The 14,335-nt window shown below is 37.2% G+C and carries 16 protein-coding genes; 4 read left to right on the top strand and 12 right to left on the bottom strand.

Annotated features, from left to right (window positions below; translation table 11 throughout):
- Window positions 1-435, top strand: coding sequence for a YybH family protein (locus tag ACSHW7_RS05050; RefSeq protein WP_435678223.1), 435 nt, complete (start codon window positions 1-3; stop codon window positions 433-435).
- A gap of 3 nt (window positions 436-438) precedes the next feature.
- On the opposite strand, the gene ACSHW7_RS05045 is transcribed toward ACSHW7_RS05050, so the two are convergent.
- The 9 genes from ACSHW7_RS05045 to ruvC are packed head-to-tail and all read right to left on the bottom strand — an operon-like array spanning window position 439 to window position 8,108.
- Entirely contained in the window at window positions 439-1,434 is a 996-nt protein-coding gene (locus tag ACSHW7_RS05045; RefSeq protein ID WP_435678222.1) for a metal-dependent hydrolase, read from the bottom strand.
- A gap of 5 nt (window positions 1,435-1,439) precedes the next feature.
- The gene (locus ACSHW7_RS05040; RefSeq protein WP_435678221.1) at window positions 1,440-3,215 is read right to left on the bottom strand and encodes a MutS-related protein; all 1,776 of its coding nucleotides are present in this window, start codon (window positions 3,213-3,215) and stop codon (window positions 1,440-1,442) included.
- Complete coding sequence (locus ACSHW7_RS05035; protein ID WP_435678220.1) at window positions 3,212-3,571, bottom strand: MmcQ/YjbR family DNA-binding protein; 360 nt, start codon at window positions 3,569-3,571, stop codon at window positions 3,212-3,214. Before ACSHW7_RS05035 ends, ACSHW7_RS05040 begins: the two co-directional genes overlap by 4 nt.
- A gap of 5 nt (window positions 3,572-3,576) precedes the next feature.
- Complete coding sequence (locus ACSHW7_RS05030) at window positions 3,577-4,551, bottom strand: transglutaminase domain-containing protein (RefSeq protein WP_435678219.1); 975 nt, start codon at window positions 4,549-4,551, stop codon at window positions 3,577-3,579.
- The gene (locus ACSHW7_RS05025) at window positions 4,538-5,167 is read right to left on the bottom strand and encodes a DUF4230 domain-containing protein (protein WP_435678218.1); all 630 of its coding nucleotides are present in this window, start codon (window positions 5,165-5,167) and stop codon (window positions 4,538-4,540) included. Before ACSHW7_RS05025 ends, ACSHW7_RS05030 begins: the two co-directional genes overlap by 14 nt.
- 2 nt (window positions 5,168-5,169) lie before the next feature.
- Window positions 5,170-5,523: a DUF4260 domain-containing protein gene (locus ACSHW7_RS05020; protein ID WP_435678217.1), complete on the bottom strand. Its 354-nt coding sequence runs from the start codon at window positions 5,521-5,523 to the stop codon at window positions 5,170-5,172.
- Between the two features lie 10 nt (window positions 5,524-5,533).
- Window positions 5,534-6,283: a cyclase family protein gene (locus ACSHW7_RS05015; protein ID WP_435678216.1), complete on the bottom strand. Its 750-nt coding sequence runs from the start codon at window positions 6,281-6,283 to the stop codon at window positions 5,534-5,536.
- A gap of 32 nt (window positions 6,284-6,315) precedes the next feature.
- On the bottom strand, window positions 6,316-7,506 hold the full coding sequence (gene hemW / locus ACSHW7_RS05010; protein WP_435678215.1) for a radical SAM family heme chaperone HemW: 1,191 nt from the start codon (window positions 7,504-7,506) through the stop codon (window positions 6,316-6,318).
- Entirely contained in the window at window positions 7,503-8,108 is a 606-nt protein-coding gene (ruvC, locus tag ACSHW7_RS05005) for a crossover junction endodeoxyribonuclease RuvC (RefSeq protein WP_435678214.1), read from the bottom strand. Before ruvC ends, hemW begins: the two co-directional genes overlap by 4 nt.
- A gap of 70 nt (window positions 8,109-8,178) precedes the next feature.
- On the opposite strand from ruvC, the gene ACSHW7_RS05000 reads away from it, so the two are divergent.
- The 3 genes from ACSHW7_RS05000 (at window position 8,179) to ACSHW7_RS04990 (ending at window position 11,227) form a co-directional block, all read left to right on the top strand.
- Window positions 8,179-9,135, top strand: a complete 957-nt coding sequence (locus ACSHW7_RS05000) for a hypothetical protein (protein ID WP_435678213.1) — start codon at window positions 8,179-8,181, stop codon at window positions 9,133-9,135.
- Window positions 9,132-10,265, top strand: a complete 1,134-nt coding sequence (locus ACSHW7_RS04995; RefSeq protein ID WP_435678212.1) for a glycosyltransferase — start codon at window positions 9,132-9,134, stop codon at window positions 10,263-10,265. The genes ACSHW7_RS05000 and ACSHW7_RS04995 overlap by 4 nt, the downstream gene beginning before the upstream one ends.
- Before the next feature lie 74 nt (window positions 10,266-10,339).
- The gene (locus ACSHW7_RS04990) at window positions 10,340-11,227 is read left to right on the top strand and encodes a hypothetical protein (protein ID WP_435678211.1); all 888 of its coding nucleotides are present in this window, start codon (window positions 10,340-10,342) and stop codon (window positions 11,225-11,227) included.
- Here ACSHW7_RS04990 and ACSHW7_RS04985 read toward each other — a convergent pair.
- The 3 genes from ACSHW7_RS04985 to ACSHW7_RS04975 are packed head-to-tail and all read right to left on the bottom strand — an operon-like array spanning window position 11,224 to window position 14,334.
- Window positions 11,224-11,706, bottom strand: a complete 483-nt coding sequence (locus ACSHW7_RS04985) for a hypothetical protein (RefSeq protein WP_435678210.1) — start codon at window positions 11,704-11,706, stop codon at window positions 11,224-11,226. The genes ACSHW7_RS04990 and ACSHW7_RS04985 overlap by 4 nt on opposite strands.
- Before the next feature lie 50 nt (window positions 11,707-11,756).
- Window positions 11,757-12,941: a tetratricopeptide repeat protein gene (locus ACSHW7_RS04980; protein ID WP_435678209.1), complete on the bottom strand. Its 1,185-nt coding sequence runs from the start codon at window positions 12,939-12,941 to the stop codon at window positions 11,757-11,759.
- Window positions 12,925-14,334, bottom strand: coding sequence for a M56 family metallopeptidase (locus ACSHW7_RS04975; RefSeq protein ID WP_435678208.1), 1,410 nt, complete (start codon window positions 14,332-14,334; stop codon window positions 12,925-12,927). The genes ACSHW7_RS04980 and ACSHW7_RS04975 overlap by 17 nt, the downstream gene beginning before the upstream one ends.
- Window position 14,335: the final 1 nt, after the last annotated feature.

Here is a 14,335-nt window from a genome sequence, read left to right as displayed (position 1 = left end):
ATGAAACATCTAATTTTTATACTCTCGGTAGTCCTTTTTACAAGCTGTGCAGTGCAAAAGACTTCAATGCAACAAGACAAAACTGCTATTTTAAAAGTGATGAAAGACCAAGAAAAAGCGTGGAGTCAAAACGACCTCCAAGGCTTTATGCAAGGCTATTGGAAAAGTGACTCCCTCAAATTTTATGGTAGTCGCGGCTTGACCAAAGGGTGGCAACAAACCTTAGAAAACTACAAAAAAGGCTACCCCACAAAAGACTACAGCGGCACTTTAAACTTTGAAGTTGATGATATTTCACAAATTGAAAACAACAGCTATTGGGTTATGGGACGCTATATTCTAAAAAGAAAAGTGGGCGACGCCAATGGTAATTTTATGATTATCTTCAAAAAGATTGATGGTGAGTGGAAAATTGTGGCAGATATGAGTAGTTAGTTATTAATTCCCTTTCAATCGCTCCCACAAATCTGTAATCAATTGCTTGCCGTCTTCTGGGCGTTTTTGGTTTTCTGAAATTTGCAGTTCATCACCCACTTGTTCTAATTTATAACTAAACACATAATCTTCTGCAGCCGTATCAACAGACAATTGCCCAAAACGTAAATCGTTAAAATAAAGTCCGTCGTCTTTTTCTTGAATGATAAACCAACCCTTTGTTAACTTGATAAGTCTTTTTATTTTTTCGTTGTTGGCCAAATCACCGAGCAATTGATGGTTTTTGAGATGTTTTGAAAAAGTAATGGGCTGGGTGTCAAAAAGCGAATAATTGGCAATTAAATAAGCATCTTCTGTTTGCACATTTGCTGTCCATAAAATGGTGTTTAAGGGTGCCGGTTTTGTTTCGAGTTCGATGTAATCAATTCCCTGATTTTCTAAAGCTTCTTGAAATTTAAAATAAGTGATTCCTTTTAAAAGCAACGTGATGCATAAATAAATACTACTCGCCCACAACCCTATTTTATTCAAACGACGGCGCTTGGGGTCGTCACGTTTCCGAAGCATTGCCAAAATAACAAACACTAAAAAGGGAAGTGTGTACAATGGATCAATGACAAAAATGTTTTTATACGCCAATCTTAAATCAAAAGGCCAAAAAAGTTGTGTTCCCCACGTGGTGTGTGCATCCAATAACGGGTGCGTTATGAAGCCGAAAAAGAACAACCATGACCATTGTTTCCAACTCGCGCCATGCTCCCAACGCGATACGAGCCAACCAAACAAAGGCGCAAATAGCACCGAAAATAAAATAGAATGGGAGAATCCGCGATGCATTTCCAGCGCAGTAACGGTGTCCACAAAAAAGCGGGCAGCGACATCGAGGTCTGGAATGGTACCGGCAATCGCTCCGTAAAGCATTGCTTTATTACCCACTTTTTTTCCTAAAACGGCTTCTCCCACTGCTGCACCGAGTACAATTTGTGTTAACGAATCCATAGCGCTTAATCTACAATATTCATTTTCTTCAATAAAAATGAAGCATTCATATTTTGACAAATACCTTTCTTAAGCGTATAATCGAAATGAAGTTCGTCGTTTTCGATGAGTGCGTCAAAATAGTAGTTTTCAATTTCGTTAAAATCATTTGCTGCTTCACAAAGACTTAAATCGTGTGTTGCTATAATTCCCGTGGCGTTACTTCGTACCAATTTTTCAACAAATTTTCGAGAACCGATAGCTTTATCTGTACTATTTGTTCCCTTTAAAATTTCGTCTAAGATGATGAAATAACGTTCGGTTTTGATGGCTTCCACGATTAATTTTAGTCGTTTTAATTCGCCAAAGAAATACGAAGTATCCTCCGTCAAATTATCTGTCGTTCGCATGCTCGTGATTAATTTTATGGGCGTGTATTTTGCCTCGTTCGCGCAGATGGGCAACCCGACATTTGCCATTACTATTTGCAATCCCACATTTCGTAAAAACGTACTTTTCCCCGCCATATTAGCGCCCGTGATAATAAAAAATTCGTCTTGTTTTATGGAAAAGTTATTTGAGACGGCTTTCTCTGGATTGAGCAATGGATGGTTGGAAGCTTTTGATTCTAATACGATTCCTTCTTTTAATAACTTCGGAAATGTGTGCTGTGGATGATTGAAGTGATAATTAGCCAAACTGTTGTAAGCATCAAAAAATGAAATGACCTCAAACCAAGTGACCACATTTTTTGAATGATTTTGTATCCATTTTTCAATATTATAACATTGCTTTAAATCCCGAAGCATAAATCCATTGAGCAATACGCCAATGAGCATATTTGAACGCTGATCGAGCGCATTTAAATGTTTAGAAAACTGTTTCAACAATGCCGAAGCTTTTTGTTGTTCTTCCTTAACCAACAACTGTTTTTCAACGAGCAAAGGCGAAGTAAACTGCACATTTTCTATTTCTAACAATAACTTATTGAATTGCTCAAACGTACTTTGCACCTTACTCGTTTCAGCAGAAAGTTGATTTACTTTTTTAACATAAATTCCAGAAATACCCAATCCCAATAAAAACCAAAAAAACGGAACGAGTCCAGGAATAAATTCAAAATAATACAATCCTAAAAGCACGCCCGAAATTACTGAAAATACCGTGGTCACAATAGGCACCCACGATGGAATAAAAGCCTTATAATTTGTAATCCATTGATGAACGGTGGCAGCAGAAGTTTCAATCGTAACCAAAGAGGCAATCGCAGAAAATTGTTGACGCCACTTTGGTATTGCACTCAGTTCTTTAACAGCTCGCTGCTTTTTTTCTATTCCTTCAATATCATTGCTCAACAGCATCTTAGCCAACGCATCGCTACCACTTTCTAGCGCTGTTCTGTTGCTGTATTGATAAAAAGAACCAACCCCAAAAAGATCTATATCTTCACTATAAAAATGGGTGGGATTTCTATATTTTGCTCCGTCGGGTAATTGATGAAAATTGAAATTTAAAACTTCTAGTTCAATTTCATTTTGAGCGATGAGCTGACGTAAAAGACTTGCGCTGTATTGCAAATTTGAATGTCGCGAAACCAAGAAAAGAAACAAAACGATTCCTATCCCTATCGTCGCTAATACAAGTTTTGTATTTCCAAAGAAAAAATAAATCCCACCGCATATCAGCAAAAAAATTAGTAGTCTTAAAACACTAGAGAAAAGTAATTTTTTCTTTAATTCTTTTAGACTTTTTGAGTGTTCCTCAATCGTACTTTTATAGAATCCTTCTTGCTCTTTTTTCATAATTCTTTCAGTGCTGCTTGCAATTTTTTAGTGAGCGATGCGACGACCAAATCGTAGGAATGGTCTATCAATTCCAGCAATAAAGGATGCGGCACATTGTCTTGAAGCATGACCGTATTCCAATGTGTTTTACTCATGTGATACCCAGGAATAATACGACCGTCATATTCCTCGCGCAATTCAATAGCGCGTTCTGGGTCGCATTTAAGATTCGCTTGTAAAGGAATTCTTATTAAGCCACAGAGCGCAAACATTTTTCCCATTACTTTAAAAACCAACGTATTTTCATCAAATGGAAACGACTCCGTTACTCCCTTTTTTTCCAAACAATATTCTCTAAATTCTTCTACGTGCATCTTGTTCAAATAATTTTATAACCCATTGCCGGTTTTCCCTCAAAATAAATAAGTAGCGTTCTCGCTCCCATTTCCAAAGGAATTTTAAAGGTGGTTTTATTATCAACAGTTTGTTTTTCTTCTTCGGAAATTGTTTTAATTTCTTTACCAAATCTATACCCTACAACATTTACTTTTGTCCCAACTACAAACTCTATAACTCCCTCGCTAAAAGAAACAGCTTCTAGAATTCCTTTGGCAGGTTCAACGACATCATAAATATCAATGTAGCCTCCAATAATAATGGGTCGCATTGAAAATTCTTCTTTTGTAAATTGCATTTCAATAAAAGCATCTTCGAACAATGCAGGGTAATGCGTGTTAATTAACCGTTTCGGATTTGCCTTATAATAAGCATACGAAGGTTCTTTTATAAATTTTCCATTAAATTTTCCAGCGCCCCACGTTGTATCAAACAAAAAAGGTTTGCCGTCAATATACGCTACATTCCACATGTGATTTTTAGCAAATGGCCTGCCTATATCTGTAAAACTAGTTTTTGTATCGCCCCGCACTAAATAGTTATCGATGCCCTGTAATTGGCACAATTTTTCAAAAACCATTGCATATCCTTCGCAGACTGCTTTGCCCGTTTGCAGTGTTCTATCAATAATTTGTTTTCGGCTTTTTTCTTCTTTTTTATTGCGCTCTCGGTAGTTTTTAAAGGTGTAATCGAAATTCTTATATTCTGAAGGGTCGTACGCCACATTTTTAATGATCCATGTGTAGATGGCCCGTACTTTAGTTTCTTCGGAAGTGAAGTCTCTTGTAATCAATTTTGATAGTGCTTCGGCCGAATCTACTGTGGTTGGATATAATTCTATCGTTATATCAACTTCTTCGTTGGTTTGAGAATTCGCAGACCATGTACTGCCCAAAACAACAAACAGCAGCAATAGTATTCCGCGTTTTATTTCCGAAGAAATCCTATAACAATTCATTCTTTGTAGTGCTAATTTTTTTTGTACGTTCTGAAACTTCCAACGCGGTGTAATCTACTTTCCAGTTGATAGTCCCCGCAAGTTGGGCAATCAAATTGATGGTGTCAAGTGCCTGTTTTGAAGCCTCATCGAAAAGTCCGCTAGTGGGGATTTTATCTACAATATGTTGTTTTGCCTCGTTGTTGATTTCTGTCAAATCTGACGCCGTAAACGGATTTGCCCATCCTTCTTTCTTGTCGTAATATTTAAAATCTGTCTCAATGGAAAGCAATTGCGGTTTTGGAAATTCGTTGATGACAATCGTTTTAGTCTCTTCGTTGGCTTGCATTTTTATTTGGGTTAAATCGTAACCCACATAAGCTCTCGCTTCAATTAAGACTAGTGCTTTCTTTTTTCCGAGGAGCAGGTTGAGCCACTTTTGCTGCACGTTTTCGTAGTGGTATATTTCAGAAAAATCGCCTTCGACGGTGATGAATTTGCAAACGCTCCTAATCTTTTCCATCAAGATGACACTCTGCGATGATGTCTTTCCTTTTGACCACATTCGGTTAAATCGAAGAAAAACCACATACGCGATGATGGAGCCAATTGCGAGTCCTATAAAAAGTAATTCCATATTTATTTTTTGCCTATTTCGCCTAAATGTGTGTTCTTAAAACTATCTGGATATTTGAGCCCGTAGCCCAACATTCTATCAAATGCTATATGTGAAAACATAATGATTCCGGCTAAAAGTATGCCATTCTGCTCATAAAAATAACCAATCAAAAGCAAGACCACCGAAATCGCGCGATGATGAAATAAATTGTAGAAAAAAGCACCCGCTTTAGTATTTATTAGATAGCCCAACATGCCCACATCTGGCAATAATAATAAAACGGGGAACCACCACCAATTCATTTCCAACGTAGAAAATAGAACGATTCCAGTAATGAATAATGCGAGCTCTTCTATTTTTAGAATTGTTTTCAACTTTTATAATTTAAAGAGGTTTATACAATACGGGTCTACTTGGCGATGCGTCATTTTCAAAGGGAGCTACTTGCAAATTGAGCACATAACTACCATCTTGAACGTTGTTGGGAACGTAAATAAATTCTGTGATTGTGGCATTTTCTCTAGGAGCTTTTGGGACATCCCAGAAAGCTTTATGCGCCAGCAATGCACCTTCATCTTTCTCCTTATCAACGCTGGGCAAATCAATCAATAAATGCAACACACCAATTTCTCGTAAATAAATTGCCGCTTCTTCTTGCAAATACGGCCAATTTGTGTTTGAATATTTCCTGCTCAATTTGTCGCTCGTGTTGGGTAGCGTTCTAATCACAACGGCTTGAGGAGTTATTCCGTGTAATCTTTCTTTTATTTGTGCTTCTGAAATAATAAGATCACCGTTTTTATTTTCAGGTGCTACCGAAATAACTTCTGCCATAAAAAAAAAGGTTTTTAAAGCATTGTTTACCGAATAAAACTCTTTCGTAATGTGCCCGTAACTTTCCGTATGTGTGCCATGCGCGTGGGGATTGAACGCAATATTATTAAAATTCACCGAAGCGCCAGCCTCGACACTCCCCACCCAATTGTCCATTTTTACCGGTGTAATTTCTGGCTTATCAATATACCAAGCCAGCGGATTTTTGTCCGAATCTTTCAACGTTATAGATAAATCAATAGGTTTTGATAAATCAATAACTTTTCGGGTGTTGTGCAGGGTGATGGTTGCTTTTAGCATGTAGGTTCGCGAAGGTTTTTGTATGGGTTAATTCAGTCTAAATTTAGCAAAAATAAGTCTGATGCTATCCCGTCGCTTAAAAACTTTCCTTTTTTGGTCACTTTTAAACGGGCATCATCAATAAAAAGCAAATTTGTCTCAAGGTGTTGTTTCATCTGTTGCTCTAAATATTCAAGATATTTTGTTCCGAAATTTTCAGAAATTTCAGCAAAAGAGACACCATTTTTAGTCCGTAAACGCGTCATCACGTATTCATTATATTTATCGGTTTTTGAAAGCGACTCACGCTCCACCGGAAGCTCTCCGGCTTCAATCGCTTTGATGTACAATGGGTTGTTATTGATATTCCAACTTCTAGAATTTCCGTCATAACTGTGCGCCGAAGGTCCAATCCCCAAATAGGGTTTTCCCTGCCAGTATGCCGTGTTATTTTTTGACTCCCAACCTGGCTTACAAAAGTTTGAAAACTCATAATTATCATAGCCCGCCGTCTCCGTATGTTCCAATAATAATTTGTGATGCTCCTGCGCAACCTCATCTTCCACGGGTGGCACGATTCCTTTTTTGATGAAATTTTCCAAAGCGGTTTTAGGTTCTACCGTCAAGGCATAGCAGGATAAATGGGGGATGTTTAACTGTAGTGCGATATCCAAATTTTCCAACCAGCGCGCGCTTTTCATCATTGGAATTCCGTAAATCAAATCGATACTAATATTATCAAAATATTCTTTCGCTTTTTCAATGCACACTAATGCTTCGGAAGCGTTGTGAGCGCGGTTCATTAATTTTAAATCTTCTTCAAAAAAAGACTGAACACCAATGGAAAGGCGGTTGATTCCAGCCGATTTAAAATCGCTCAAAATAGTTCTCGATTGCGCTTCAACGGTCACCAAATCATCGGGGTTTGCTTCCAGTGTAATTTCTGGAGCTTCGGAAACGTGATAATTATTATATACCGTTTCAAGGATTGATTTTAATTCTGAAATTCTTAAAAGTGAAGGCGTCCCACCACCAAAGTAAATGGTTTCAATAGTTCCATGTATTTCAGATTTCCGAAGTTCTAATTCTTTGCATATCGCTGCCACCATTTCGTCTCGTTTTTTCAAAGAAGTCGAAAAGTGGAAATCACAATAGTGACAGGCCTGTTTGCAAAAAGGGATGTGGATATAAATACCTGCAGGCCCCATAGCCCCCGAGGGGGGAATTTTATTAATAGCACTCATTTTTTAAGGCGCTTCGATTTCTCCCCCTTCGGGGGTTGGGGGGCTACCCTTTTCTCATTTTGTTTTACAAATGCCGCCCAACCGGAGTAACTTTTTTCAACCGAAACTCTATTGGTATTATAAAAATGACATACTGCGGCTGCGAGTCCATCTGTACTATCTAAGTTTTTGGGTAATTCTTTAAAGCCCTCTAAAATACTCAACAGCATTTTTGCAACTTGTTCCTTACTGGCATTTCCGCTACCGGTGATTGCCATTTTAATTTTTTTGGGGGAATATTCGGTAATTGCGATTTCTCGGGAAAGTCCTGCCGCCATTGCTACTCCTTGTGCTCTGCCCAACTTTAACATGGATTGTACGTTCTTTCCAAAGAAAGGTGCTTCAATGGCAATCTCATCTGGGTGCCATGTGTCTATCAACTCGATGGTACGCTCAAAAATAATTTTTAACCGTTTATAGTGGTCGTCATATTTAGATAATTGAAGTTCGTTCAATTGTAAAAATTCCATCTTTTTGCCCATTACTTTTATCAACCCGAAACCCATGATTGTAGTTCCGGGGTCAATGCCAAGGATGATTCTTTCGGTTTTAGTTGTGGACATTGTTTTTTATTAAAATGGTATTGAGCATTTAGAATCTTTCAAGTACTTTTTTTAATACTTTCGTAGCAACATGTTTTCACTTTCCAACAAAGCTAAACAATATCTACTCGTTGCGCTAAAAGTTTTAATACTTGGAGCGACATTTATGTATATCTATATCAAATTATCTAAGACCGATGCTTCGGTTTGGGGAGTGCTCGTTTCGCCTTTCAAAAATTCTTCGGAAATTTTAATAGTCAATTTTTTAGCAATTTTAGTATTGGTAGTGGCCAATTGGTTTTTGGAAATTTTAAAGTGGAAAGTCGCTATTTCGCATGTACAGCAAATTTCACTTAAAAGAGCAGCGATAGAAAGTTTATCGGCATTAACAATTTCACTCACCACACCCAACAGAATTGGTGACTATGGAGCAAAAGCATATTATTATCCAGCCGAAACTCGCAAACAAATACTATTGCTCAATTTTCTAACAAACGGTTCACAAATGTTGGCAACTTGTGTTTTTGGATGCGTCGGTTTGGTGTACATCGTTTTAAATTTCGACTTGCAATTACAAACGACAACACTCCTACTTTTAGTGGGAATTGCCATTTTATTAGCATTCCTCGGGTATTTATTTAAAGAAAGACAACTGCTCATCAAAGGATTTTCAATTGCAAATGTTTGGCGGTATTACGGTAATATTAAACCGAAAATTAAAGTTGAAATTTTACTTTTTTCAATTATTCGATATGTAATTTTTAGTTATTTATTTTATTTTTTACTTCAGCTTTTTGGCGCAGAAATCCCCACTGATCAAGCCGTATTTTTCATTTTTGCGATGTATTTATTTGTCTCCATTATTCCCTCGATATTTATTTTTGACGTTGTCATTCGCGGCGGTGTTGCCGTTTGGCTTTTTTCGTTAGCGGGTGTTGATGAAATCGTGGTGCTCGCCACGGTGCTCGCCATGTGGCTGCTCAATGTAGTGCTCCCAGCCATCTGCGGAAGCTATAATGTAGCCCGCTATAAACCTGCCAGCTTATGAGTTTCGCCTTGCTCACCATCGGTGTTCTGTACGCCATTTTATTGCTGGCATTGCATGTTGGTAATTTAAAATTAAAGTCGTTTGAAAGCACTTCGGAAATGGGGCCAGCATCATCAATAGTCGCTACAAAATTTACTGTTATTATTCCTTTTAGAAATGAGGAACACCGAATTTTACCGTTGCTTCAAAGTATTAATGGTTTGAAATTTCCGAAGTCATCCTTTGAAGTCCTATTTGTGGATGATGATTCCATTGACGCATCGGTATCATTGATTTCTGAAAACTTGAATCCAACGATTGATTTCCAAATTTTAAAGAATAAAAGGGTTTCAAAATCTCCAAAAAAAGATGCCATTACCCTTGCAATCGCAAACTCAAAATATGAATGGATACTTACCACAGATGCCGATTGCGAATTGAACGAAAATTGGTTGGAAACCTACTCCAATTTTATAGCAATTGAAAATCCGTCGCTGATTTGTGGGCCCGTAAATTATAAAAGTAACGGAAGTTTTTTACATGCTTTTCAACAACTAGACGCGTTGAGTTTGCAATGGGTGGGAATGGGGAGTTTTGGACTCTTTAAACCCATGCTCGCAAACGGTGCTAATATGGCGTACAGCAAAAAATTTTTTATGGACCTCGATGGTTTTGTGGGGAATAATGGAATCGCAAGTGGCGATGATATTTTTATGCTCGAGAAAGCAAAAAAAGAAAATCCGGAAGGCGTACGTATTCTAAAAAACCGAAATGCAATTGTTACAACACAACCCGAAAATTTGTGGGCCAATATAATCAATCAGCGTGTACGTTGGGCTTCCAAAACAAAGAGCGTGGATAATTCATTTTCTAAAACTATTGGATTGCTTGTATTTTTGGCAAATGCAATTATTATAGCTGGGATTTTTTGGGTTCTTTTTTACCCTTTTATGCTGCGGGATGTACTCATTTATTTTATGCTGAAGTTAGTTCTAGACGTAATGGTTTTGTATCGATCGGCTGGATTTTTTAAGGTTCGGTTGGGATTCATTTCCGTGGTGAAAAGTGCTGTGGTGTATCCATTAATAACAGTAGCTGTGGTTATCAATTCTTTACGTGGGAACTATATTTGGAAAGGTAGGAATTTTTGAAATTTCCGAAGAAAACAGATACGCTATTGAATTCTAAAAAAATAGTACCTTTAACCAACCAAAGCCTACAAATTATGAAAAACCTACGTCCCTTATTTACGCTATTATTTTTGTGTATTACAAGTGCAATGTTTGCCCAAAAGCAATATACGATTGACGGTAAACAATACCAACTCAACACCGAAGCCGACGGTACCATTACTCTATTATGGAATACGATTGAGGGTCAATATCGTTTTTTTTCTCAAAAAGGAGATGTAATTCAGGAGCTTGTAAATACGTATTCAAACCGCGATTATAATGAAGAGTACAAGGCTGTTTTGCAACAACAAACAGGATTGGACGCCTCAAAAGTTGAGGATGTAAAATTAACGTTGGGTTCATTACGTAACTTTTTTAACACGTATAATTCGGGAGAAGACGCAAATTACACTTACGAAGAACCCATTAAATTGCAGCACAGGTTGGGCGCTTTTGTTGGAATCAACAATGCCGTATATACAGAAAACCCAAATAACGCAAGTCACACAGCTCTTGGGATTGAATATGAGGTGCTCGACCCAAATAAATTGAGAAGACACTCGCTTGTTTTTAGATTTAAGCAAACACTCGATGCAGACGATCACGCGTATTCGGCATCGCAAGTTTCATTTAATTACCGCTTTAAATTTGTTCAAACCGAGAAGTTGGATGTCTTTGCTAATGTAAAAGTGGCGGAGTATTCGTATGTAAAAATTGAAACCCAAGTACCAAATCCCGTTGGAGATATTCCTTGGGAAGATACCAGTGTCGAAACCAGCGGTGGTACCATTGATGCCGTGGGTGGTTTTGGGATAGGTGCAGATTACAAATTGGGCAATGGTTATCTTACACTTGCATTCAATGATTTACTTGCTGTGGGAAGAGATAAAAATGACGAATTCCCTATCGATGTAACGTTGGGATATAAGTTTATCTTCTAATTTTTATTCGTGCGCAATTTTATAGGCAATGTAAATTCGGTTTTAACTGGAACACCTCTTTTATAGGCGGGAGCTAAGAGTTTTATAGAATCTATTCGTTGCGAAATCCATTCTTTTAATTTCGGAAATTCTAAGGCGGCGAGACTGTCTATTTCAATGTGCTGTACGGCTATAATTCCTTTATCGGAAACTTGAAAGGATACCGAGAGTGTATCATCAAGGTCTTGCGTGGCTACTAAATTGCGTTGTAAAATTGCCTCTGTGACCGTTGCTCTTAATGCATTGATAAAACATTGTTTTGAAGCTTCTTTTTCGGTTGTGTTTTGGCAATTTTCAAAAACGGGAAAGGTGTCCACGTCTTTGAAATCTATGGTTTTTATTTCTTCGGTGTAAAACGTTTCCGAAGTTATTTTTTCAGTCTCAAAATAGTTGCAGGAAGTTGCACCAATGAAAATTAATAAGAGCGCTGCGTGTTTCATTTTTAGTCACCAAAATAGAAACCGAAAAATACACAATTTTAACTAGATGCTTATTCCTTCTGCAAATGGATTTTTTCTTTTAAATCGTTGGAGCGTGCAGTAGCGAGTTGATAGAAATCCCCTTTTTCGCCAAAAAAATCAATGTAACGCTCATAATATTTGAGCACTTCGCTGTCATCCTTAAAATAATTATCAGCCGCAACGGCTAGTTGGTATTGTGCATACTGATTGTTTGGGTTTTCTTTCAACGCTTTTTGCAAAAACTCTATCGTTTTTTGATAATCCCTTTCTCTATTGTAGCTCGCGGCTATGGTTACATATTCTTTATCCAATTGCGGAGTTTGAAGCGCAATGGCTATTTGTATCTCTAAGCGACCTTTTTCAAATTCATCTAATCCCATCAAACATTTTCCAAGGTTGTAATAATAGAAAGGATTTTCTTTGTCATAGTCTTGTATCAATTTTTCAAAAGCTTCGCTCGCTAATTGATATTGATAGGTTTTTGCATAACTGATGGCTAATTTTTCCCATAAATCCTCATTGCCATTATCTAAATCTATGAGCTTTTTGATAGTTAAAATAGCGTCGTGAAATTTATCTTGATAAAATGATGAGAGCGCTTTGAGCAGTAAAAATCTTTTGCTCGAATCATCTACATTCAAGCCTTGCTCAATGTATGGTTTTGCTTGATTGAATTTTCGTTTTTCGGTAAGTATTTTTGCTAATCTGTAAACCGAATTTAGATGCTTTGGGTCATGGGAAAGCGCTTCTTTATAAAACGGAATGGCGAGTGTGTCATTTTCTTTTTCGCCCAATAAGCCTTGGTAAAAGGGATAGTTTGGGTTTTTTGGATTATTTGCTGCTAGCGATGCGAAGACGGGGTTTGCCTGTTTTATATTTCCGAGGGAATACAGCAACTTCCCATAATTATATTGCACAATTGTTTTTGAATCATCTTTTTCCAGCGAGAGTTCGAATTGCTCCAATGCCTCTTTTGAAAAACCCAACGCTTCGTAACTTTTGGCTATTTTGAAATGGGTTTCAGCATCTAACGAACTTTTTTGATACGCACTAATCGCCCGATTGTAATCGCCCAATTCAAAAAGGCTATCGCCTTGTTTTTCATACAAACCCGCATCACGCGCAGTGACCTTATTTAAAGTTTGGGCGTGTGTGCTAGTGACAATTAGACTGCAAAATAGCAATATTACATATGTATTATTCCTTAATTTCAAACTTGATAGGTAATGAGTAAAGCACACTCACTTTTTTACCACTTTGTTCTCCTGCTTGCATATCTGGCAAACTTGAAATAACTCTAATCGCTTCTTCTTTAAGAGAAAGATGAGGAGCTCGTGCTTTTATATTAGTTACTTTTCCTTGTGCATCAATTTTAAATTGAACATAAATTCGTTGTAAACCACTTAAACCTTTAGGAGCAACATCCACGTTAAAATTCTTTCCAACAAAAGACATCATACTTTTTTCCATGCAGGACTTTAATTCCTCATTTGTTCCTGAACATCCTGGATAAGTTGGAACTTTTTCTATAACTCCAAAAGGAATTTCTAGAAATTCGTTATCACTATCAAAATCTGGATGGTCAACTCCTTGGGGTGATGTCAATACTTTAAATGCTTCTAAAGCCCGTTCTTCCTCTGGAGTTAACCCACCATTTTTAGCGATAGATTCAGTTAGCCTGTCTATATTCTGTATTATTTCACTGTTTGATTCTGAGCCAAAATTCGCAGTGTTATATGCTTCTCCACTGGACTCATCTGTGCAAGAAGTGTACACTAACATTCCAAATACTAGTGGAATTAACACTAAATACTTTAACTGTACAATGCGATTTGATTTTGATTTTTGTAACATAATGATTCGTTTTTTGATTAATGAATGATTGAAAAATGTATTGATGAATGAAATAGTTGAAGTGCCAAAAACCTGCGATAAAAGGCTTTGATAATATTGGCTTTTTGGTTGGATAGCGATTACTTTTTCGTCTGCGATAAACTCTTGCAAGGTGCGCATACGGCTTTGATATGTGTAGCTTAATGGATTGAACCAAAAGATGATTTTAATAATTTCAAAATATAGCAAGTCCAGAGAATGTTTTCCCTTCACGTGTTCTATTTCGTGTAAAAGGATGCTTTCTTTTTGGGCTTCGGAAATTTTAGATCCAAGATAAATAGTGCTTAAAAATGAAAAAGCCGTTGTTGTGTTGGGGATTTCAACCAATTGAAATCCGTTCATTTTAGTAATATTTCCGCTTAACCGAAGTTTGAAAATTTTAAACAATTTAAAAACGAAAAAACAAGCAGCAATCGCCACGCCTATTTTCCAAAACAAGAACAAATCCATAAAACCTAATGTAAAAGAACTTGCAGCCTCATTAGTCTCAGCGGCATTCCCTATGATTACTGCTGGCAATTCAACAATATAGGCTGTTGGAATGTTTTCTCTAATCGTTGGAATATTGATCAAAGGAAGCACAAAACTCGCGATGGGTGTGGCTAACAAATACCATCTGTTCAATGTGTGAAAGGTCTCTTTTTTCAAGAACAAATCAAAAACCAAAAGAAAGACCAGCTGAAAGGCAACTACCTGTAGAATATAATGTATCATA

It is taken from the genome of Patiriisocius sp. (genome assembly GCF_051252435.1).
Classification (GTDB): domain Bacteria; phylum Bacteroidota; class Bacteroidia; order Flavobacteriales; family Flavobacteriaceae; genus Patiriisocius.
The sequence above is the reverse complement of the archived record's forward strand: the minus strand, read 5'-3'. Positions and strand labels throughout refer to the sequence as shown.

What these genes read in the sequence shown, in the direction of transcription:
- ACSHW7_RS05050 (WP_435678223.1), top strand. Translation starts at nt 1, where the DNA reads ATGAAACATCTAATTTTTATACTCTCGGTAGTCCTTTTTACAAGCTGT.
- ACSHW7_RS05045 (WP_435678222.1), bottom strand. Translation starts at nt 1,434, where the DNA reads ATGGATTCGTTAACACAAATTGTACTCGGTGCAGCAGTGGGAGAAGCC.
- ACSHW7_RS05040 (WP_435678221.1), bottom strand. Translation starts at nt 3,215, where the DNA reads ATGAAAAAAGAGCAAGAAGGATTCTATAAAAGTACGATTGAGGAACAC.
- ACSHW7_RS05035 (WP_435678220.1), bottom strand. Translation starts at nt 3,571, where the DNA reads ATGCACGTAGAAGAATTTAGAGAATATTGTTTGGAAAAAAAGGGAGTA.
- ACSHW7_RS05030 (WP_435678219.1), bottom strand. Translation starts at nt 4,551, where the DNA reads ATGAATTGTTATAGGATTTCTTCGGAAATAAAACGCGGAATACTATTG.
- ACSHW7_RS05025 (WP_435678218.1), bottom strand. Translation starts at nt 5,167, where the DNA reads ATGGAATTACTTTTTATAGGACTCGCAATTGGCTCCATCATCGCGTAT.
- ACSHW7_RS05015 (WP_435678216.1), bottom strand. Translation starts at nt 6,283, where the DNA reads ATGCTAAAAGCAACCATCACCCTGCACAACACCCGAAAAGTTATTGAT.
- hemW (WP_435678215.1), bottom strand. Translation starts at nt 7,506, where the DNA reads ATGAGTGCTATTAATAAAATTCCCCCCTCGGGGGCTATGGGGCCTGCA.
- ruvC (WP_435678214.1), bottom strand. Translation starts at nt 8,108, where the DNA reads ATGTCCACAACTAAAACCGAAAGAATCATCCTTGGCATTGACCCCGGA.
- ACSHW7_RS05000 (WP_435678213.1), top strand. Translation starts at nt 8,179, where the DNA reads ATGTTTTCACTTTCCAACAAAGCTAAACAATATCTACTCGTTGCGCTA.
- ACSHW7_RS04995 (WP_435678212.1), top strand. Translation starts at nt 9,132, where the DNA reads ATGAGTTTCGCCTTGCTCACCATCGGTGTTCTGTACGCCATTTTATTG.
- ACSHW7_RS04990 (WP_435678211.1), top strand. Translation starts at nt 10,340, where the DNA reads ATGAAAAACCTACGTCCCTTATTTACGCTATTATTTTTGTGTATTACA.
- ACSHW7_RS04985 (WP_435678210.1), bottom strand. Translation starts at nt 11,706, where the DNA reads ATGAAACACGCAGCGCTCTTATTAATTTTCATTGGTGCAACTTCCTGC.
- ACSHW7_RS04975 (WP_435678208.1), bottom strand. Translation starts at nt 14,334, where the DNA reads ATGATACATTATATTCTACAGGTAGTTGCCTTTCAGCTGGTCTTTCTT.